15 protein-coding genes, 1 tRNA gene and 1 pseudogene are annotated in these 17,064 nt (G+C 63.6%); 5 read left to right on the plus strand and 12 right to left on the minus strand.

Annotation, left to right across the window (positions count from 1 at the left end):
• Positions 1-178: 178 nt before the first annotated feature.
• Entirely contained in the window at positions 179-2,419 is a 2,241-nt protein-coding gene (katG, locus tag M8312_RS13045) for a catalase/peroxidase HPI (RefSeq protein ID WP_250118112.1), read from the plus strand.
• A gap of 53 nt (positions 2,420-2,472) precedes the next feature.
• On the opposite strand, the gene M8312_RS13050 is transcribed toward katG, so the two are convergent.
• Complete coding sequence (locus tag M8312_RS13050) at positions 2,473-3,393, minus strand: hydrogen peroxide-inducible genes activator (protein ID WP_250118113.1); 921 nt, start codon at positions 3,391-3,393, stop codon at positions 2,473-2,475.
• Between the two features lie 74 nt (positions 3,394-3,467).
• On the opposite strand from M8312_RS13050, the gene M8312_RS13055 reads away from it, so the two are divergent.
• Entirely contained in the window at positions 3,468-4,010 is a 543-nt protein-coding gene (locus M8312_RS13055; protein ID WP_250118114.1) for a peroxiredoxin, read from the plus strand.
• Here the strand turns inward: M8312_RS13055 and M8312_RS13060 are convergent.
• Complete coding sequence (locus M8312_RS13060) at positions 4,007-4,600, minus strand: TetR/AcrR family transcriptional regulator (protein ID WP_250118115.1); 594 nt, start codon at positions 4,598-4,600, stop codon at positions 4,007-4,009. The two genes, M8312_RS13055 and M8312_RS13060, sit on opposite strands and share 4 nt — an antisense overlap.
• Before the next feature lie 48 nt (positions 4,601-4,648).
• On the opposite strand from M8312_RS13060, the gene M8312_RS13065 reads away from it, so the two are divergent.
• On the plus strand, positions 4,649-5,536 hold the full coding sequence (locus M8312_RS13065) for a metal-dependent hydrolase (RefSeq protein ID WP_250118116.1): 888 nt from the start codon (positions 4,649-4,651) through the stop codon (positions 5,534-5,536).
• A gap of 105 nt (positions 5,537-5,641) precedes the next feature.
• On the opposite strand, the gene M8312_RS13070 is transcribed toward M8312_RS13065, so the two are convergent.
• The 6 genes and pseudogenes from M8312_RS13070 to M8312_RS13095 all read right to left on the minus strand — a co-directional run bounded on the left by M8312_RS13070 (position 5,642) and on the right by M8312_RS13095 (position 11,367).
• On the minus strand, positions 5,642-6,178 hold the full coding sequence (locus M8312_RS13070) for a GNAT family N-acetyltransferase (protein WP_250118117.1): 537 nt from the start codon (positions 6,176-6,178) through the stop codon (positions 5,642-5,644).
• 168 nt (positions 6,179-6,346) lie between these two features.
• Complete coding sequence (gene rpmA, locus M8312_RS13075) at positions 6,347-6,625, minus strand: 50S ribosomal protein L27 (RefSeq protein WP_250118118.1); 279 nt, start codon at positions 6,623-6,625, stop codon at positions 6,347-6,349.
• 213 nt (positions 6,626-6,838) lie between these two features.
• A pseudogene (rplU, locus tag M8312_RS14530) lies at positions 6,839-7,198 on the minus strand (50S ribosomal protein L21); the annotation flags it as partial.
• Positions 7,199-7,333: 135 nt separating this feature from the next.
• Complete coding sequence (locus M8312_RS13085; RefSeq protein ID WP_250118120.1) at positions 7,334-10,141, minus strand: TonB-dependent receptor plug domain-containing protein; 2,808 nt, start codon at positions 10,139-10,141, stop codon at positions 7,334-7,336.
• A gap of 142 nt (positions 10,142-10,283) precedes the next feature.
• Entirely contained in the window at positions 10,284-10,634 is a 351-nt protein-coding gene (hspQ, locus tag M8312_RS13090; RefSeq protein ID WP_250118121.1) for a heat shock protein HspQ, read from the minus strand.
• Between the two features lie 64 nt (positions 10,635-10,698).
• A complete protein-coding gene (locus tag M8312_RS13095; RefSeq protein WP_250118122.1) occupies positions 10,699-11,367 on the minus strand; it encodes an SDR family NAD(P)-dependent oxidoreductase in 669 nt (222 codons plus the stop codon).
• Between the two features lie 119 nt (positions 11,368-11,486).
• Here M8312_RS13095 and M8312_RS13100 point away from each other — a divergent pair.
• Both M8312_RS13100 and M8312_RS13105 read left to right on the plus strand, forming a co-directional pair.
• A tRNA-Ser gene (locus M8312_RS13100) sits at positions 11,487-11,576 on the plus strand.
• Positions 11,577-11,878: 302 nt separating this feature from the next.
• On the plus strand, positions 11,879-13,180 hold the full coding sequence (locus M8312_RS13105) for a tyrosine-type recombinase/integrase (RefSeq protein WP_250118123.1): 1,302 nt from the start codon (positions 11,879-11,881) through the stop codon (positions 13,178-13,180).
• A gap of 84 nt (positions 13,181-13,264) precedes the next feature.
• On the opposite strand, the gene M8312_RS13110 is transcribed toward M8312_RS13105, so the two are convergent.
• The 4 genes from M8312_RS13110 to M8312_RS13125 all read right to left on the minus strand — a co-directional run bounded on the left by M8312_RS13110 (position 13,265) and on the right by M8312_RS13125 (position 15,958).
• Positions 13,265-13,459: a helix-turn-helix transcriptional regulator gene (locus M8312_RS13110; RefSeq protein WP_250118124.1), complete on the minus strand. Its 195-nt coding sequence runs from the start codon at positions 13,457-13,459 to the stop codon at positions 13,265-13,267.
• A gap of 85 nt (positions 13,460-13,544) precedes the next feature.
• Positions 13,545-14,474: a hypothetical protein gene (locus M8312_RS13115; protein WP_250118125.1), complete on the minus strand. Its 930-nt coding sequence runs from the start codon at positions 14,472-14,474 to the stop codon at positions 13,545-13,547.
• Positions 14,475-14,526: 52 nt separating this feature from the next.
• On the minus strand, positions 14,527-15,528 hold the full coding sequence (locus tag M8312_RS13120) for a hypothetical protein (protein WP_250118126.1): 1,002 nt from the start codon (positions 15,526-15,528) through the stop codon (positions 14,527-14,529).
• A complete protein-coding gene (locus M8312_RS13125; protein WP_250118127.1) occupies positions 15,518-15,958 on the minus strand; it encodes a hypothetical protein in 441 nt (146 codons plus the stop codon). The genes M8312_RS13120 and M8312_RS13125 overlap by 11 nt, the downstream gene beginning before the upstream one ends.
• Between the last annotated feature and the right edge of the window lie 1,106 nt (positions 15,959-17,064).

The following is a 17,064-nucleotide window of genomic DNA, read 5'->3' on the forward strand; positions in this document are numbered from 1 at the left end:
GCCGCCAGAACCTGCCATACCGGGGAAACATGGAAACTTCGGTGTGACCTTCGGGGCGGGCTTTCGGCGCGGCGTTCAATCGGTTTTGTCGCTCACTTCAACGAAGATTGTTTGTTTCCGTCGATGAGCAGCCCAAGCTAGGGCAAGCTCAAGAAACCCTGACAGGAGTGACGATTCCATGGACGCGAAAACCGGCGATCTTTCCGGCGGCTGCCCGATTCACCAGCCAAGCCAGACCCGTTCGCTGCTGGGTCGCCAGAACAAGGATTGGTGGCCCGAGGCGCTGCCCGTCGACATTCTCCACCAGGGCGGGCGCTCGCCCGATCCGCTGGGCTCGGATTTCGATTACGCCGAGGCGTTCAACGCGCTCGACTATAATGCGCTGAAGGCCGACCTCACCGCGCTGATGACCGACAGCCAGCCCTGGTGGCCGGCCGACTATGGCAATTACGGTCCTTTCTTTATCCGCATGGCCTGGCACGCGGCGGGCACCTACCGCACCGCCGATGGCCGCGGCGGGGCCAATAGCGGGCAGCAGCGCTTCGCGCCGCTCAACAGCTGGCCGGACAACGGCAACCTCGACAAGGCCCGCCGCCTGCTGTGGCCGATCAAGCGGAAGTACGGCAAGAACATCAGCTGGGCCGACCTGTTCATCCTGGCGGGCAACGTCGCCATCGAGAGCATGGGCGGACCGGTGTTCGGCTTCGGCGGCGGTCGCCGCGATGTGTTCGAGCCGGAACGCGACATCTACTGGGGCGCCGAGGAGCAGTGGGTCGCGGCCGACGAAACCCGCATCCAGCCCGACCGTGAGAAGGAACTGGAGAACCCGCTGGCGGCGATCCAGATGGGCCTCATCTACGTCAATCCGGAAGGCCCGGGCGGCAACCCCGACCCGCTGCAGTCCGCGCGCGACATCAAGATCACCTTCGAGCGCATGGCAATGAACCATGAGGAGACGGTGGCACTGACCGCTGGCGGCCACACCTTCGGCAAGGCGCATGGCGCCGGCGATCCGAGTCATGTCGGCCCTGCGCCGGAGGGCGCGGACATTGCGATGATGGGCCTTGGCTGGACCAGCACGCACGAGAGCGGGATGGGCGAGCATACCATCACCAGCGGCATCGAAGGCGCGTGGGTCAACACGCCGACCGAGTGGTCGGAGAACTACTTCCGCCTGCTGCTCGACTATGAATATGAACTGGTCCGCTCGCCGGCCGGTGCGCAGCAGTGGCAGCCGATCAATCAGCGCGAAGAGGACATGGCGCCGGACGCTCATGTGCCGGGCAAGAAGGTCCCGACCATGATGACCACTGCCGACATGGCGCTGAAGGTCGATCCGGAATTCCGCGTGATCAGCGAGAAGTTCCGCAACGACCACGAGGCGTTCAAGGACGCTTTTGCCCGCGCCTGGTTCAAGCTGACTCACCGCGACATGGGTCCGAAGGTCCGTTACCTCGGACCGGAAGTGCCGGCCGAGGACCTGATCTGGCAGGATCCGGTGCCGCAGGGTTCGAAGCCGTCCGACGCCGACGTCGCTGCGTTCAAGGACAAGGTCCTGAACTCGGGCCTGACGATCAGCCAGCTGGTCAAGACGGCGTGGGCCTCGGCCTCCTCCTACCGCGTGTCGGATCACCGGGGCGGCGCCAATGGCGCGCGCATCCGCCTGGAGCCGCAGCGCAACTGGGCGGTGAACGAGCCGGAAGAGCTCGGCCGCGTGCTTGCCAAGCTCGAGGAGCTGCGTGGCAGCCTGTCGATGGCGGACGCCATCGTGCTGGCCGGCACGGCGGCGGTGGAGAAGGCGGCGCGCGACGCCGGCTTCAACGTCGAGGTGCCGTTCAGCGGTGGCCGCGGCGATGCCACCCAGGACTGGACCGACGTCGAGAGCTTCGACGTGATGGAGCCGGCGGCCGATGGCTTCCGCAATTATCTCAAGACCAAGCACAGCGTGAAGACGGAGGAGCTGCTGCTCGACAAGGCGGCGCTGCTCGGTCTGTCCGCACCGGAAATGACGGTGCTGGTCGGCGGCCTGCGGGTCCTCGGCGCGACCTACCAGAACAAGAAGGAAGGCGTGCTGACCGACCGTGTCGGGCAACTGACCAATGACTTCTTCGTCAATCTGCTGGACAACGACACCTTCTGGGAAGTGGTCGACACCAGCGCTGACGAGGAGTTCATCGGTTACAAGCGCGAGGGTCGTGAGGAGAAGTGGCGGGCCACCCGGACCGACCTCATCTTCGGAGCCAACAGCCAGCTTCGCGCCACCGCCGAAGTCTATGCCGAGCGCGGCAATGAAGAGCTGTTCGTGCGGCACTTCGTCGCCGCCTGGACCAAGGTGATGAACGCCGACCGCTTCGACCTGCTGGGCAAGGCGCAGGTCTCGGCCGACCAGGCCGGCGACGGCTCCTACCGCGGAGCCTAGGCTTCTGGCATGATGTGAGGAGGGCTCGGAGGCACATGCCTCCGGGCCCTTTCCTATGCAGCCTGGCGCTGCTCAGCCCGGTTGGCGTTGCGGCGCAATGCGTCAGCAAGGAGCTGGAACTCCGCGGAGCGGGCGGAGCCGCGCCGCCAGACAAGGGCGATGGTGCGGCTCGCGTGATCCGCCGCCAGTGGCCGCACACGGACCCCGGTACCGTCGAGCAGGCCGGCCTCCACCGCCATCCGCGGCACCAGCGTGACGCCCAGGTCATTGTCGACCATCTGCACCAGCGTGTGCAGAGAAGTGCCAAGCATCATCGCCGAAGAGCGCAGGTCGGGACGATTGCAGGCGGACAGGACGTGGTCCTTGAGGCAATGTCCGTCCTCGAGCAGCAGCAGCCGACCGGCGGCGATGTCGTCCGGCGCGATGCTCTCTCCCGTGGCCTCCCCGGCGGGCACCGCCACCATCAGCTCGTCGGTGAACAGCGCCGCCTCTTCGACGTCGCCGCAATGGTAGGGCGTCGCCAGCAGAACGCAGTCGAGCTGGCCACGGCGAAGGCCGTCGCAGGCCGCCTGGCTGGTCTCTTCGCGCAGGTAGAGCTTGAGGCCGGGGAACTCGGCGCGCAGCTTCGGCAGCAGGGTCGGCAGGAGGAAGGGGGCAATGGTCGGGATGACGCCGAGACGAAGATCGCCTGTCAGCGGGGTGCGCTCGGCCGAGGCGAGATCGGCCAGCTCTTCCGCCTCGCGCAGCACCTGGCGGGCCTTGTCCACCACGCGCAGCCCGAGCGGAGTGAACCGGATCACCCGGCGGGTGCGTTCGACCATGATCGCGCCGAGTAGGGTTTCGAGTTCGCGCAAGGCGGCGGAAAGGGTTGATTGGGTAACGAAGCAAGCGTCGGCAGCGCGGCCGAAATGGCCATGGTCGTGAAGTGCGACCAGATATTGCAGCTGGCGCAGGGTGGGGAGGTAGTTGCTCATCGCTTTCCTCGATGAGTAGCAGGGTGATTGATGAATTGCACCATCTGCCACTGGCAGGGTGACGAGGAGAAGAGATGCTGACGGTTGGAGATCGCCTGCCACCATTGGTGGTGCCGGTGCAGCGTGGGGTCGCAGCGGCGCCCGCGGAGAAGACCATCGACCTGGGCGAGACACGAGGGCAGTGGCGGGTGCTATTCTACTGGCCGCGCGACTTCACCTTTGTTTGCCCGACCGAGATCGTGGCCTTCGGCGCCCTGAAGGGTCCCTTCGCCGCGCACGATGCGATGTTGATTGGAGCATCGACCGATACCGCCGAGCAGCATTTCGCCTGGCGTCGTTCCGACGAGCAACTGGCGGCGGCGGATTTCCCGTGGATTGCCGATCATGAGCGGGTGCTGGCGCGGGCGCTCGGAATCCTCGACGCCAGTGAGCAGGTCGCGCTGAGAGCGACCTTCATCGTCGACCCTGCCGGCGTGATCCAGCATGTGTCGGTGAACAGCCTGAACGTCGGCCGCAACCCGCACGAGACGCTGCGCGTGCTGGCCGCTATCCAGACGGGTGAGCCGTGCGGGGCGAATTGGCTGGAGGGCGAGCCGACCCTGCCCCGCCCGGCCTAGGGGCGAAGCGCCTCGCCGGCGAGTGCTTCGATCTGGCGAATGGCGACATCGCGGACCTTTTCGCGATCCAACCCGCAGGCGCGTGCAATCTCCTCGCCGGCCAGGCTGTCGCCGATGGCAAGGAGCGTCAGGCCCAGCGTCATCTGGTCGACCGGGCGCGGGTCGCCCGCCGCCCGCATGGTGCGGATGATCCGCTCGATGGTGGCAATGACCGGCTGAAGTGCCTGGCGCTGGCGGGTGAGCGCGATCCAGCCGATGAGCTCGCCCGCGCCTTCGCGGCGGAAGGCGTCGAACATGGCGTCGATGACGTCACGCTCGCTCGCCTCGCCGCGGCGGCGCTGCTCGATGGCGCCCTCGATCGAGGCTGAGACGGTGTGGGCGATATCCTCGGCCATGGCCTGCTGGAGGCCCGCAGCCGAGCCGAAGTGGTGGAGCAGGTTGGCGTGGGTTCGGCCGACGATCATCGCCACGCGCTGCAGGGTCACCGCCGCCGCGCCATCCCGGATCAGCAGGGTGCGCGCGGCTTCCAGTGCGGCGGCGCGGCTTTCCTCCGGCGAAACTCTTTTACGGGCGAGGGGTTTTATTGACATATTTGTAAGCAATGCGCAGATAAGACCGGACAGGCTTGGAGTAGGCTCATGACCGTTGCAACCCTGAACCGAACGACGCCGACGCCGCCGGACTTGACCATCACGCCCCGCGACCTGCGGTTCGGGCGAGAGGAACGGACAGCGCGCTGGTGGCTGAACGGCGATCCCTATGAGACCGCCATCTATAACGCCCTGTCGGCGACCTTCCCGCTGGGCGAGGCCAATTTCATCGAAACGGTGCGGGCATTTCGTGACCATGCCGACGAACGGCTGGCGGGCGAGATCAAGGCCTTCACCACGCAGGAAGTGATTCACAGCCGCGAGCATGTGGCCTTCAACAAGCGTGCGACGGATGCCGGCTTCGACCTCCGGCCGCTCGAGCAGGCCGTCGAGGACAGCCTGGTCGAGCTACGGGCCAAGCCGCCGATCGTCGGGCTCATGTCGACCATGTGCCTGGAGCATTTCACTGCCATCATCGCCCATGAATTGCTGGCGACGCCGCGCCACCTGGCCGGCGCGGACCAGGCCACCTCTGACATGTGGCGGTGGCATGCGGTGGAGGAGATCGAGCACAAGGGTGTGGCTTACGACACCTGGCTGGCCGTGACCGCGAAGATGCCGCGGTTTAAGCGCTGGAAGCTCAAGTCCATGATGATGCTGCTGGTCACGAAGAATTTCGTGAAGCACCGAACGGAAGGCGCACTGGAGCTGTTGCGCCAGGACGGCCTGACCGGCCGCAAGGTGTGGTGGACGCTGCAGTGGAAGATGTGGGGTTCGCCCGGCGTCTTCCGGAAGGTGGCCGGGGGCTGGTTCAAGTTCTTCCTGCCAGGGTTCCACCCGTGGAACGAGGATGACCGTGCGCTGATCAAGGGATGGGAGCAGACCTATCCCTACCTGCAGGTGCCGCCCAAGAAGCGCGTTCGCGGCGCTCTCTAACTCAACGTCGCGGACCTGATGGACGGCGGTGGAGCCCGTTCACGGATCCGCTCTCATTGATCAGCAATCAGTACGCACACCCCGGCGCACGGCCGGGGTGGCGAACTATGCCGCAAGCTTCTCCGCCCGTTGCGCCAAGCCGAGCGCGAGCTGCCGGGCCGGTGCCTCCGCGGCGCGGCCGCAGCTGTAGCGCGGCCCGACGAGGCCGGTGGGGGTGAAGCCAAGCTTTTCGAGAACCCGGCCGCTCGCCGGGTTGTCGAGAAAGTGGAAGGCGGCCAGGCGCGGCAGGCCCAGCGTGCGCGCGATCGCGATCAGCTGGGTCGCTGCCTCGGTTGCATAGCCGTTGTTCCAGTGCGGGCGGGCGATCCAATAGCCAAGCTCGACAGACCCGGTCGGGCGCCGGACAAGACCGCAAGCGCCGACCAGTTCCGGGTCAGCGCTGGTGCGGGCGAATGCCAGGAAGCTCGGCAGGCACGGGTCCTTGGGCGCACCCAGGAAAGCTTCGGCCTCCTTCAGGCCATAGGGCCAGGGCACGACCGACAGGTTGCGGACGATCTGCTCGTCGGCGATCGCCTGGGCGAGCGCCGGAGCGTCTTCGGCCCAGCCGGGTCTCAGCAGCAGTCTTTCGGTTCTCGCGAACACTGGTCTTCCCTCCACTCGACGAGCCCAATGGACGGGCTCGGTGACAGTTTCGGGAGAAGAAAAAGAAAGGGAGAAGAGGGGCCTTCCCTCTTCTCCCTTTCCTCAATCCGGTGTGCGGATGTTGGTCTGGGCCGGCCCCTCTGGGGACGGCCTGTCAGTGACCAACCCCTATTCCGCGGCGTCCATCGTCGGCATAATCGCCGACACGTGGACGTACTTTCGGCCAAGCAGGCCGTCGCGAAACTCGACTTGTCCGCTGGTCAGCGCGAACAGGGTATGGTCCTTGCCCAGGCCAACATTGTTGCCCGGATACCACTTGGTGCCGCGCTGACGCACGATGATGTTGCCGGCGAGCACCTGCTCACCGCCGAACTTCTTCACGCCGAGGCGCTTGCTCTGTGAGTCGCGGCCGTTCCGTGACGAGCCGCCAGCCTTTTTATGTGCCATGACGAATTACTTCTCTTCGGTCGGGTTGGCCGCAGGGGCCTTCTTGGATTTCTTAGCAGGTGCAGCATCCTGAGTCGACACTTCATGCGTCGCCTCGGTGCCCGCGTCGGCCGGAGCGACGCCCTCGTTGCTCACTGCATCTTCGGGCGCCGGGTTGCTGGCGGCCTTGGACTTGCGCGGCGCCTTGGCCGGAGTGGCTTCCCCGGCACCAGTGGCTGGAGCGGCAGCGGTCGGAGCAGCCGCGGCCTTCTTCGGCGCGCTCTTCTCAGCCTTCTGGTCGCCCACCGCGGTGATGCGCAGGATGGTGTGCTGCTGACGATGGCCCTTCTTGCGGCGATAATTGTGACGGCGGCGCTTCTTGAAGACGACGACCTTCTCACCCTTGGCCTGGGCCACGATCTCGGCGGCGACGGTCAGGCCATCGACGCTCTTGAGGTCAGAGCCGTCACCGGCGAGCAGCACATCGGAGAGGGTGATGCTGTCACCGGCATTGCCGTCCAGCTTCTCGACGACGATCTTGTCTCCGGGGGCGACGCGATATTGCTTGCCGCCCGTGCGCACGATTGCGAACATTGGCTCTTCTCTTTTCTGTCTCGAATCTCGCTTCCGCGCGCCGTGAAGCCCAAGGGAAACCCCTCGCGCGGAAAGCGTGCCGCCTAAGGGAGGGCCGGGCGGGTGTCAACCGCGCCGGCCCTCCCGAACGACGCTTTAGAAGTCGGCCGACACCCGGGCGTAGACGAACCGGCCATTGAAGCCGAACGGCGAGAAGATGGAGTAAGGGATATACTCCTGGTTCGCCGGGTAGGAACCCGTCACGCTGGCCGGCCGCAGCCCGAACGGCGAGCGGTCCGGATAGACGTCGAACAGGTTGTTGGCGCCAAGCGCGAACTCCACGCCCTTGCCGCCCTTGCCGGGCTTCCAGCGGATTTCGGCATCCGTCACCCACTTGCGGCCAAGGAAGATGTCGTCGGGCCCGAAGGCGGTGAGGCTGGTGGGATCGCTGATCGGGTTGGCGGAACCGGGCGAGACCACTCGGCCGTAGCGGGTGGTGCGGGCGGTGATGCCGACCGGACCGAGATCGCCATCGGCGCTGAGCACGATCTTGTCCTTGGGCTGCCCCTCGGTGAAGCGAAGTCCCTCGACCCGGCCGAACAGCACGATGTTCGGAATCTGCGCCAGCGCACCGGGCGCGGCCAGACGCTTGTCGATGCTGGTCTTGTTACGGTTGTAGGCGGCGGTCACCGTCCACTTGCCGAAATCGCCCATCCGCCAGTTGTAGGCGCCCACCAGGTCGATGCCCTTGGTGGTGGTGTCGATGCCGTTCACAAAGAAGCGGGCAGCGGCGACCGTCGGGAAGCCGAGGGTCTGGAGGAGGGTGGTGACCTGGCTCTGCACCGTGGCGGTGTTGCCGGTGCCGCCGTTGCCCAGCGTCTCGGTGAGGACGATCCGGTCCTTGATCTTGATGTGGTAATAATCGGCGGTGAGCGTCAGGCCGCGGAAGGGGTTGGCAGTGGCACCGAAGCTCAGGTTGACCGACTTTTCAGGCTTGAGCGGCTTGGCGCCCAGCGCGACAGCGGCCGGTGCGCCGACCGACAGCGTGGCGATGTCGACCGGAACGCCCCCGATGAAGTTGGTCGAGGTGGTGGTGAAGTACTGCTGGTGCAGCGACGGCGCACGGAAGCCGTTCGAGATGGCTCCACGGATCGCATAGTGGGGGATGAACTCCCAGCGCGCGGCGAACTTGCCGTTCACGGTCGAGCCGAAGTCGGAGAAATGCTCGAACCGGCCAGCGATGGTGGTGGTGACGTTCGGCAGCGGGTCGGTGTCGACCTCGGCATAAGCCGCCCAGCTGTGCCGCTTGGCGTCCGTGGCGCTGCTCGCGGGAATGCCGGGGAAGCCTTGCGCGCCGGCGGGAGCCTGCCGGCCCGGGAAGCTGCAGACACCGGTGGTCGTGTCGTAGACACCGCCCTGCGTTGCGCAATTGGCGGACGTGGTCGCAAAGGCGGCGCGGAACAGCGGGCCGACCGCGTAGGACTCGAGCTGGCCGGGGCGGATCTGGAAGCGCTCGCGGCGGTGCTCGGCACCGAAGGCCAGGGTCAGCGGCTTGGCGAAGCCGACGCTGAAGTCCTGGCTGAAGTCGGCGTTGACCAGCCACTGGCCGTAGCGAAGCCCGCCGGCATCGAAGTTGCGCGGGCTGGCCGGGCCGTAGGACGTGTTCAGCGTGTTGTTCACGTCATAATCGAACTTGTCGAAGCCGCGACCGATCGAGAAGTCGGCCTTGAACCCGGCCAGCTTGCCGCGCAGGCCGCCGATCGCCGAATAATCCCGAAGCTTGGTCGCGATCAGTGGCAGGAAGCCGATGTCGGTCAGCGGCACGAAATTGGCCGAGGTCGGCGCGGTGGCCGGCGTCAGGGTCGAGAAGTCGCGGTTGGCGGTGGCCGACTGCTGCCGCCAGTTGGCCGCGCTGGTGGCGTTGCGGTGACCGTAGGAGCCGAACGCATAGAGCTGCCAGTCCGGCGTGATGTCGTAGCCGGAGTTGACGAACAAGGTGTAGTCGGTGGTGTCGGGGTCACCGAAGCGGAACTGGAGCCGGTTGAAGGTCAGCTCGCGCGAGTCGAACGGGCCGGTGCCGACGCGATTGAAGTTGGGGCGGAGATCATAGCCGGCGCGGTTGGTGCGATCGCGGACGCGCACCTCACCTGAGACGTTGACGAACCCGCGGCTGCCCAGCGGCAGGCCGAGGTTGGCGGCGAGCGTCGCCTGGGTGCCGTCATGCGCGGTCCGGTCGCCATTCGTATTGGCAAGGAAATAGCGCGGGTCCGTGTCGAGCACGGGTTGGCCGGCGCTGGACTGCAGGCTGGTGACGTTGGCGACGTCCTTCAGCGTGGTCCAATATTCTCCGTAGGTCAGGCTGGCGCGACCACCATGATTGGCGCTCTTGAGCTGGATGTTGATGACGCCGGCGATGGCGTCGGAGCCATATTGGGCCGCGGCGCCATCACGCAGCACCTCGACGCGGCTGATGGCGATGCCCGGGATGAGGTTCAGGTCCACCGCCGCGCTGCCGCGGCCGATGGTGCCGTTGATGTTGAGCAGCGCGGCCACGTGACGGCGCTTGCCGTTCACCAGCACCAGCGTCTGGTCGGGGGCGAGGCCGCGCAGGGTCGCTGGGCGGAGCGAGTCGGAACCGTCGGCAATCGACGGCTGGGGAAAGTTGAACGAGGGGACCAGCTGATTGAGAATCCGGTTGGTTTCGGTCTGGCCGGTGTGAATGATGGCGTCAGACCCGATGACGTCGACCGGCACCGGGCTGTTCGCGACCGTGCGGTTGGCCGTGCGTGTACCGGTGACGATGATCGTCTGGTCGCCGGCGGGCCGCTGGTCATTAGCTTGCGTGGCGCCGGTGGCGTCCTGCGCGGCGGGCGAGGTCTGGTTGGTCGATTGCGCGCCGGCGGCGGTCGCGACGGCGACGCTGCTCAAGGACGCGAGAAGAAAGGCCTTGGTGAATGCGGTCATTGGTAATCCCCCGAGCTCTGGCGGAGCTTCGGAAGTAACGAATGCCGAATTCGCTGCGATGACAAGCCTTTGGGTGACTAGCGACGCGCTAATGGCCGGTCATGTTGCTGCGCTGCAACAATGGCGTCACACTGCAGGGAGTCTAGTGGCGGTGCTCCGGCTTGAGCCGGTAGCGGCCCGGCTCGAAGCCGTCGAACAGACCGTCGATGGCGGGATGATCGATCGGCTCATCCTCGTCGTCCGGGATGAGGTTCTGCTGGCTGACGTAGGCGACGTAACTGCTTTCCGCATTTTCGGCGAGCAGATGATAGAAGGGCTGGTTCTTGGGCGGCCTGATCTCGGCCGGGATGGCCTCATACCATTCCTCGCTGTTGGCGAAGACGGGATCGACGTCGAAGATCACGCCACGGAAGTCGAGCAGGCGATGCCGCACCACCTCGCCAATGCCGAAGCGGGCGCGAGCCACCGCCGGGGCTGAAGGATCGACAGTCATGACCAGGGAACGTTCGACGGGCGTCATGGCTGCAATCTAGTGGAGGAAGCGCGCAGCACAAGCGCTAGAAGGGAATGGGCGCGCCGGCCCAGTCGAAGCAGTGGCCGCTGTCCTCCGGTTTCAGCGCGTCAAGGACAGCGACGAGCCGCTCGGCGGACTCACGCGGGGTGAACAGGCGTTCGGGGCTGACGCCGCGCTGGAAAGGACGGCTCATGTCCGTGTCCACTGTGCCTGGGTGGAGGGTGACGCAGACGGCCTGCGGTCGGGTGCGGGCAAGCTCAATGGCGGCGGTGCGGATGAGCTGGTTCAGCGCGGCCTTCGACGCGCGATAGCCGTACCAGCCGCCTAGCCGATTGTCCGAGATGCTTCCGACCCGCGCCGAAAGAGCGGCGAAGCGGCCGTCGTCGCGGAGCAGGGGCAGGAAGAAGCGGGCGCACAGGGCCGGGCCGATGGCGTTGACGGCGAAGCTGTGGGCCAGCCGCTCGGCGTCGAGTTCGCGCAAGGAGCGTTCGGGAGCGACGCCATCACCGTGCAGCAAGCCGGTCGCGACAATGATTCGCGTAAATGGTGCTTCCGCGCGCAGTCGCGCCGCCGAGTCGGCAATGCTGGCCTGATCGGAGAGATCGATCTCGCCGGCTGCGCGTGACAGGGTCTTAACCGGCCCCTTGGTGCGCAACACGGAGGCGAGGCCGGCGCCGATGCCGCCGGAAGCGCCGATGATGAGTGAGGACATGGAGTGAAGGTGAAAGAAGGGCAGCCTGTTTCCTAGCTGGCCTGCGGGCTAGGCAAGGGCGCAAGCTGTTGCTAGAGGCCCGCCCGCGACCCACTGGGCAGCGCTTTCTTTTGATCTGCGGAGAGGTGGCTGAGTGGTCGAAAGCACCGCACTCGAAATGCGGCGTGCGGGCAACCGTACCGTGGGTTCGAATCCCACCCTCTCCGCCACTTACCCGATGTAGGTCGGTCCATCTATGGCCACTCGCCTCTGTTCGTCAGGGGCTCAGGCGCAAATGCTTGGTCAAACCTCACAATCCGTGATCGTTTGTGGTCATCGACTGAGGGGCATCGTTGGGGGGACTGACGCCCATTTTTGGGGGCATCGCAGCTTTCCGAGCGGCAGCAGTGATTCAGAGATTGAACGGGCCAATCTGGGGCAAGAGCGACCTCCTCTAAGCATACATGTGCAACTGTGACCGACGGATGTCCTGAAGTTCTCTCCTGTGACTAAGTGAAAAGTTGCAGGGGGGATGAAATTGCTTAACGATGCTCAGTGCAAAGGCGCCAAGCCGAAGTCGAAACCACAGAAGCTGTTCGATAGTGGCGGCCTCTTCCTGTTTGTCTCGCCGACAGGCCACAAGTCCTGGCGCCTGAAGTACAGGTTCGCGGGCAAGGAACGCCAGCGGCTGTACGGCGCCTATCCCCTGATCGGACTTAAGGAAGCCCGAGCGCTCCGGGATGAGGACAAGCGCCTACTTGCCGATGGCATCGATCCGGGCGTAGAAGCGGCCGCCCGTGCCCTCAGGGCAAGCGTCGCCGCTTCCGACACTTTCGAGACGCTGGCGCGTGACTGGTTCAAGGATCAGAAGCCGCGTTGGACCAGCGTTCACGCCGATGACGTTCTGCATAGCCTTGAACGGGACGTTTTTCCCGACCTTGGCCCCTTGTCAGTGGGGATCATCAACTCGCCGATCGTGCTCGCAATCTTAAAGAAGGTGCAGGGCAGAGGAGCTGTCGAGACGGCTCATCGGCTCCGTCAGCGGATCTCGGCCATCTTCGTCTACGGTATCGCGGCCGGCCGTTCGATGAACGACCCGGCGGCGACCCTCAACAAAGCACTGCAAGCGAAGCCAGCCGGAAAGCGTTGGCCAGCTGTAAAGAAGATCGAGGACGCAAGAAAGGTGCTTCAGGCGTCCGACGAAGCCGAAGTCACGCCAACGATCAAGCTTGCATCTCGTTACCTCAGCATCACAGCGCAGAGACCAGGCATGATCCGGTGGATGCGTTGGGAGGAACTGCACCACATCGACTTTGAGGGCGTCGATGAATGTCCCGAGGCCATCTGGTGGGTACCAGCTGCGAAGATGAAGCAGGAGCTGTCGTTGCAGGCCAGTGACGAGTTCGACCACCCGGTGCCGCTCGTAAGTGAAGCTGTCGACGTTCTCAGGGCGAGCTACGCACTGAACAGCGGGAGCGACTACGTTTTTCCGGGAGCTAGGTCGACCAAGGACCCGATGAGCGAGAACGCGCTTAGCTACCTCTACCTCCGAGAAGGTTTCCGCGGCCGCCATGTTCCTCACGGTTGGCGGAGCACCTTCTCAACGATTATGAATGAGTGGGCGCTAAGCAACGGTCGAGATAAAGATCGCATGGTCATTGACCTCATGCTTGCGCATCTTCCGGTCGGTATCTCGGCCAGTGAGCTCAAGTACAATCGTGCTGGCTTCATTGAGCGGAGGCGCGAGCTGTCAAAGATTTGGGCCGGTAAGTTGTTGGTGAATGCACCCCCGGCGGCGAGGCTCTTAGAGGGTCGGCGAAGGCGGAAAGTGTGACGGGCACATCAACGAGTTAGTGCGCACGAGGCACAAAAAAGAACGCCACCAACTGTCGAGTTGGTGGCGTTCTAATGCAGAGCCTTACCAGATGCGGGTGTGCGGGCGGTTCATGAACCAGGCCAAGACCTCGTCCATGATCCACATCGGCCGCGAGGGGCTGATGTAGCGAGGTTTCGGGAAATCCTCCCGCTTGGCGTAACGCCTTGCCGTCGACGGGCTGACATTGGCGATCCCAGCCACGGTCTTGATCGTGATGAACTTTGGAACAGATGCCATTCTTTCCTCCCCCTTGTGGTGATGAATGGCAAGTAAGAGTTTGGAGGACTTCATTCGACGCAGCGGGATTAACTTCTTGCGCGGCTTAAACCGCACCGCAGCGTGCTGAGAGATGAGCTGCCGTGCCAGTGCGCTTTAGAGCAGCATGGATCTTGTCTGGTGATCGTTCTTGCTTGGGCATAGAAATTCCACGTGCACCCGCAATCACTTTGACTTCGTCAAAGATCCGATTCACGAATCGCACAAAGCCCGACGGCGTACCATGGCTCGCACGATTGCCACGATGACAGGTGACCTTACCGACATGGGAGTCGAACAGAACGGCAAGGTCGCTGATGAAATCATCCTCCTCGCGGTTCGCATAATCACCCAGCCTCGGCGTGACGACTGGGGCATTCCCCAGTGACGTAGGCAGGGACTCCGACCGGTATTCCTTGAGCCGTTTATCGGCCGCCCTGGAGAGCCAGCGCAAGCCAGCCAAGCCGTGCTCCAGCTCCACACCTGAAGCTCGGATGACTGGTCCGGGCGATACAAACTCGCTGAAAACGTCAGATTTCACGATGTCGATGAACGATGCATTCAGTGCGAAGCCAAGAGAGTGCAACAAGAAGTAACGGGTGGCATCCATGCTCTTCACATCTCTCTCCTCCAACTCGAGGTACTGACGGAGAAGCTGTGCAGCCAGTATGTCGATGGCATCCGCTGCCTTCCCGGCAGCCACCTTGATGTCATCAAGGAGCTCGGGCAGGGACCTGCTTTCTACCTTGGTGCGACTAGAGAGCAGGTAGGCTTCGCAAGCTGACGCGACCGGCGCATGCAACTCGCTAGCCGCAGCCTCGATGTGAGCTAGTCGCTCCTGCTGGCGCTTTTCGATCTTTGCGGCTCTGCCTTTCACCTTTGCCCAGCCGCAATCGACCGCCTCGCGAACGAAGATTAGGTGGAATGATCTCATTGCCGCCTTTTCATTCACTTCAACTTTGTGGATTTTGTACTGACTCACGAACTTCGGCCGCATCTGAGAGCATCCCCTTCAAGGAATGCCCTGATGCCCCATGGTTAACACTCTACTACGAAGTGGTAATCGCCGCCTCGCGATACCTAAGATACTGAGACCTGTACGACTTGGCGGCAGCGAGGATCGCTTGATCGTCGAGATCAGGAGCGAGAAGCGAGCTCATGCTAGCCGCCAGACGCGCGTTCTCCTTGATGGCCATGTCAGTAGCCTGCGCGCGCTTCAGGATGGTGTAGGCGCACTGGCGAGGAGCAGCGGACGAGATGCTGCCCAGCTTGTCGAGCGCATCGATAGTCACGAAGTCCTTGAAGAAGCTCTGCTGAGCGAACTTCAGGAGGCGCTGCGCCATGCAAGCGCTGGCGAGAGTGAAGCCAACGCTTGGATTCTGGATGACCGTGCTCAACAGCTCGCGACGGCTCAGGCGAACGGCCTGAATTCCACTCGGAACCTGCCCGAGGTGAACCTTCGTCATGCCGAGATCTGCCAACTCCGCAGGATATTCCTGCGAGCCGTCCTGATTGTTGCAGACGACCAGAAGCTCTCCCAAGGTCTCGAAGCGCTTCCCGAGCCGCTCAATATAGTTCGAGGTTGGCGCGTTGGTCGACACAACTGCGCAGATGATGACTCGCGCACCACCATTTGCGAGCATGCGCCAGATTGAGCTGAGGTATGCGGTGATTGGCAGATCGGAACTATCGATCCCGGCGCCGAGATCGAAGATCATGGTGTCGGCTGCCGGTGCATGCTTCGTAACCCAATGGGGCGCATTGCTCACGGGTGCGTCCCACGATACCTTGATCACCCGATCCAGACCGACCCGGCGTCCCAACCCCCTGTTGCCATCATCGACGTCGACGAGCAGACACCGCTTGCCAGACATCGTGCTGAGAGCTTCGAGGCACTCAGTCGTCTCGGTCTTGCCAGCGCCTCCCTTCTTGGTAGTGACGATGTAGATGGTGTTGGGCCATCTGGCCTCAGCGATCGGCTGGCTCTCACAAGCCTTAAACAGGCCGGGGAGGCGGTGGCTCACAATAGAGCCCTTCGTATCATTCACCATCGTCCACCCAGCGGCTGCCGAAAAGGTCAGCCCCCTTCGAGTTTTCTCCGGCGTTCGGAGCCGAGTCATCGTTGTCCACGGCCGCACCCTTGTTCACCTCCAGAGTGGACAAGCTGGGCTTATCGATCGTCTTGGTGTTTGAGCAGGTGACCCGCGAAGCCGAGTTGCGGGCACCTTTACCAGGCGGATTGACATTACGCTCCTCGCAGATGCGCTTGAATGCGCTTTCGACAGCATCGGCCTTGATCGTGGTGCCATCCTCGATTGCCGCCGCGATGTCCTTCCAAGCCATGCCACGCTGCCGAGCCGCCAGGATTTCCTGGAAACGGTCGTCGACCTTCCCTGTGATTGTGTTAAGGCTACGCTTCTTGCGAATAGCAGCAGCCAACAATCCGTCAGCCCGCCTCCGCCACTTTTCTTCAGACGTCATGATCTACCTCCGTCAGAAGATGTATTTCGCAGGCGAAGTCAGGCAAAGAGTACCGTCATGCATACTTTCGTTTGACGGAACTTGATCGGAATTGATCGCTGTTGAGCATGTTTGACGATGTTTGCATATTTTGTTATTGTGTAAGCTTGCGCGTTCTGCTTGTCGACGAGCATGTTCGACACAGCTTCTATGGCAATCGTCCTCAAGACGGGGATGCTGACGCGACCAGACATGACGTGCTGCGGGGGAGGGGATCATCACCTAATCCGGCTTTCCTTGCTGACGTGGGCCGCACTCGCAGGCTTCTTGATGCCTGCGCTGGCGCATTTGGCGGCGCTTCGCTGATGGAATGGAGCTTCGTACCCACCGGCCTCCGTGACACACCTCATCGGCTACTCTCTTGCTTGCAGAGCCCGCTACCCACCGGCGCGAAGGTGCTTCCTCGTCACTTTGCTCGAGAGGTTCTGAGCGGCAACACTTCGGTAGGTTTGCCGGGTCTTTGCTGCCTGTTAGGCTGGAAGCAGCATCTTGATTGAAGCTGTGCGCAATCTCGCGCTGGCCCATGTCACAGTGCCACAATCAAGCTCAAGGCTGGCCTTACTCTTGCCGCTTACCTGCCCGGCAAACATTGGTGTCAATGACGCGCGCCGTTCGGTGCGGCCGGCAGCAGGTCAGGCGAGGAGTGGTGGCCACCCTGCCGGCGTCGAAGCGTGCGACTTCTGGCTAACTTGGGTCGAGCATCGCAGGGTGCGCGGCACCAAGTTGTCCGATATTCTAGCGGCAGCCTCGCTCAAGTCGTCATGCCCCGTTGCTCAAGTCACGCAAGGGCGGTTGTGGGCTGAGGAGGCACAAACCTTGTGCCATCGGCTGCCGGTCGTTCGTAGGCTGGACGTTTCTGATCTTGCTGGCCGGCCTCACGGATGTGAGAAGCTAGTCTCGTGGGTTTCGTATCGGGAACTTTGTCACCCCGATCGCTGCTTCAGCTACACTTACCTGCTCGCCGCTGCAGAGCCCGCTGGACGGCAGCTCTGCCGGAGAGCGCGTCGAGGATGGCTCGGCCACCTGCCGGATGACCTGACCGCACCTTTGCCGCTTCGCTCGCCGGC

It is taken from the genome of Sphingomonas sp. KRR8, from assembly GCF_023559245.1.
GTDB lineage: Bacteria > Pseudomonadota > Alphaproteobacteria > Sphingomonadales > Sphingomonadaceae > Sphingomicrobium.

Excerpts from the sequence above, each read along its gene's own strand:
- katG (WP_250118112.1), top strand. The coding sequence starts at position 179 with ATGGACGCGAAAACCGGCGATCTTTCCGGCGGCTGCCCGATTCACCAG.
- M8312_RS13050 (WP_250118113.1), bottom strand. The coding sequence starts at position 3,393 with ATGAGCAACTACCTCCCCACCCTGCGCCAGCTGCAATATCTGGTCGCA.
- M8312_RS13055 (WP_250118114.1), top strand. The coding sequence starts at position 3,468 with ATGCTGACGGTTGGAGATCGCCTGCCACCATTGGTGGTGCCGGTGCAG.
- M8312_RS13060 (WP_250118115.1), bottom strand. The coding sequence starts at position 4,600 with ATGTCAATAAAACCCCTCGCCCGTAAAAGAGTTTCGCCGGAGGAAAGC.
- M8312_RS13065 (WP_250118116.1), top strand. The coding sequence starts at position 4,649 with ATGACCGTTGCAACCCTGAACCGAACGACGCCGACGCCGCCGGACTTG.
- rpmA (WP_250118118.1), bottom strand. The coding sequence starts at position 6,625 with ATGGCACATAAAAAGGCTGGCGGCTCGTCACGGAACGGCCGCGACTCA.
- M8312_RS13085 (WP_250118120.1), bottom strand. The coding sequence starts at position 10,141 with ATGACCGCATTCACCAAGGCCTTTCTTCTCGCGTCCTTGAGCAGCGTC.
- hspQ (WP_250118121.1), bottom strand. The coding sequence starts at position 10,634 with ATGACTGTCGATCCTTCAGCCCCGGCGGTGGCTCGCGCCCGCTTCGGC.
- M8312_RS13095 (WP_250118122.1), bottom strand. The coding sequence starts at position 11,367 with ATGTCCTCACTCATCATCGGCGCTTCCGGCGGCATCGGCGCCGGCCTC.
- M8312_RS13105 (WP_250118123.1), top strand. The coding sequence starts at position 11,879 with ATGAAATTGCTTAACGATGCTCAGTGCAAAGGCGCCAAGCCGAAGTCG.
- M8312_RS13110 (WP_250118124.1), bottom strand. The coding sequence starts at position 13,459 with ATGGCATCTGTTCCAAAGTTCATCACGATCAAGACCGTGGCTGGGATC.
- M8312_RS13115 (WP_250118125.1), bottom strand. The coding sequence starts at position 14,474 with ATGCGGCCGAAGTTCGTGAGTCAGTACAAAATCCACAAAGTTGAAGTG.
- M8312_RS13120 (WP_250118126.1), bottom strand. The coding sequence starts at position 15,528 with ATGGTGAATGATACGAAGGGCTCTATTGTGAGCCACCGCCTCCCCGGC.
- M8312_RS13125 (WP_250118127.1), bottom strand. The coding sequence starts at position 15,958 with ATGACGTCTGAAGAAAAGTGGCGGAGGCGGGCTGACGGATTGTTGGCT.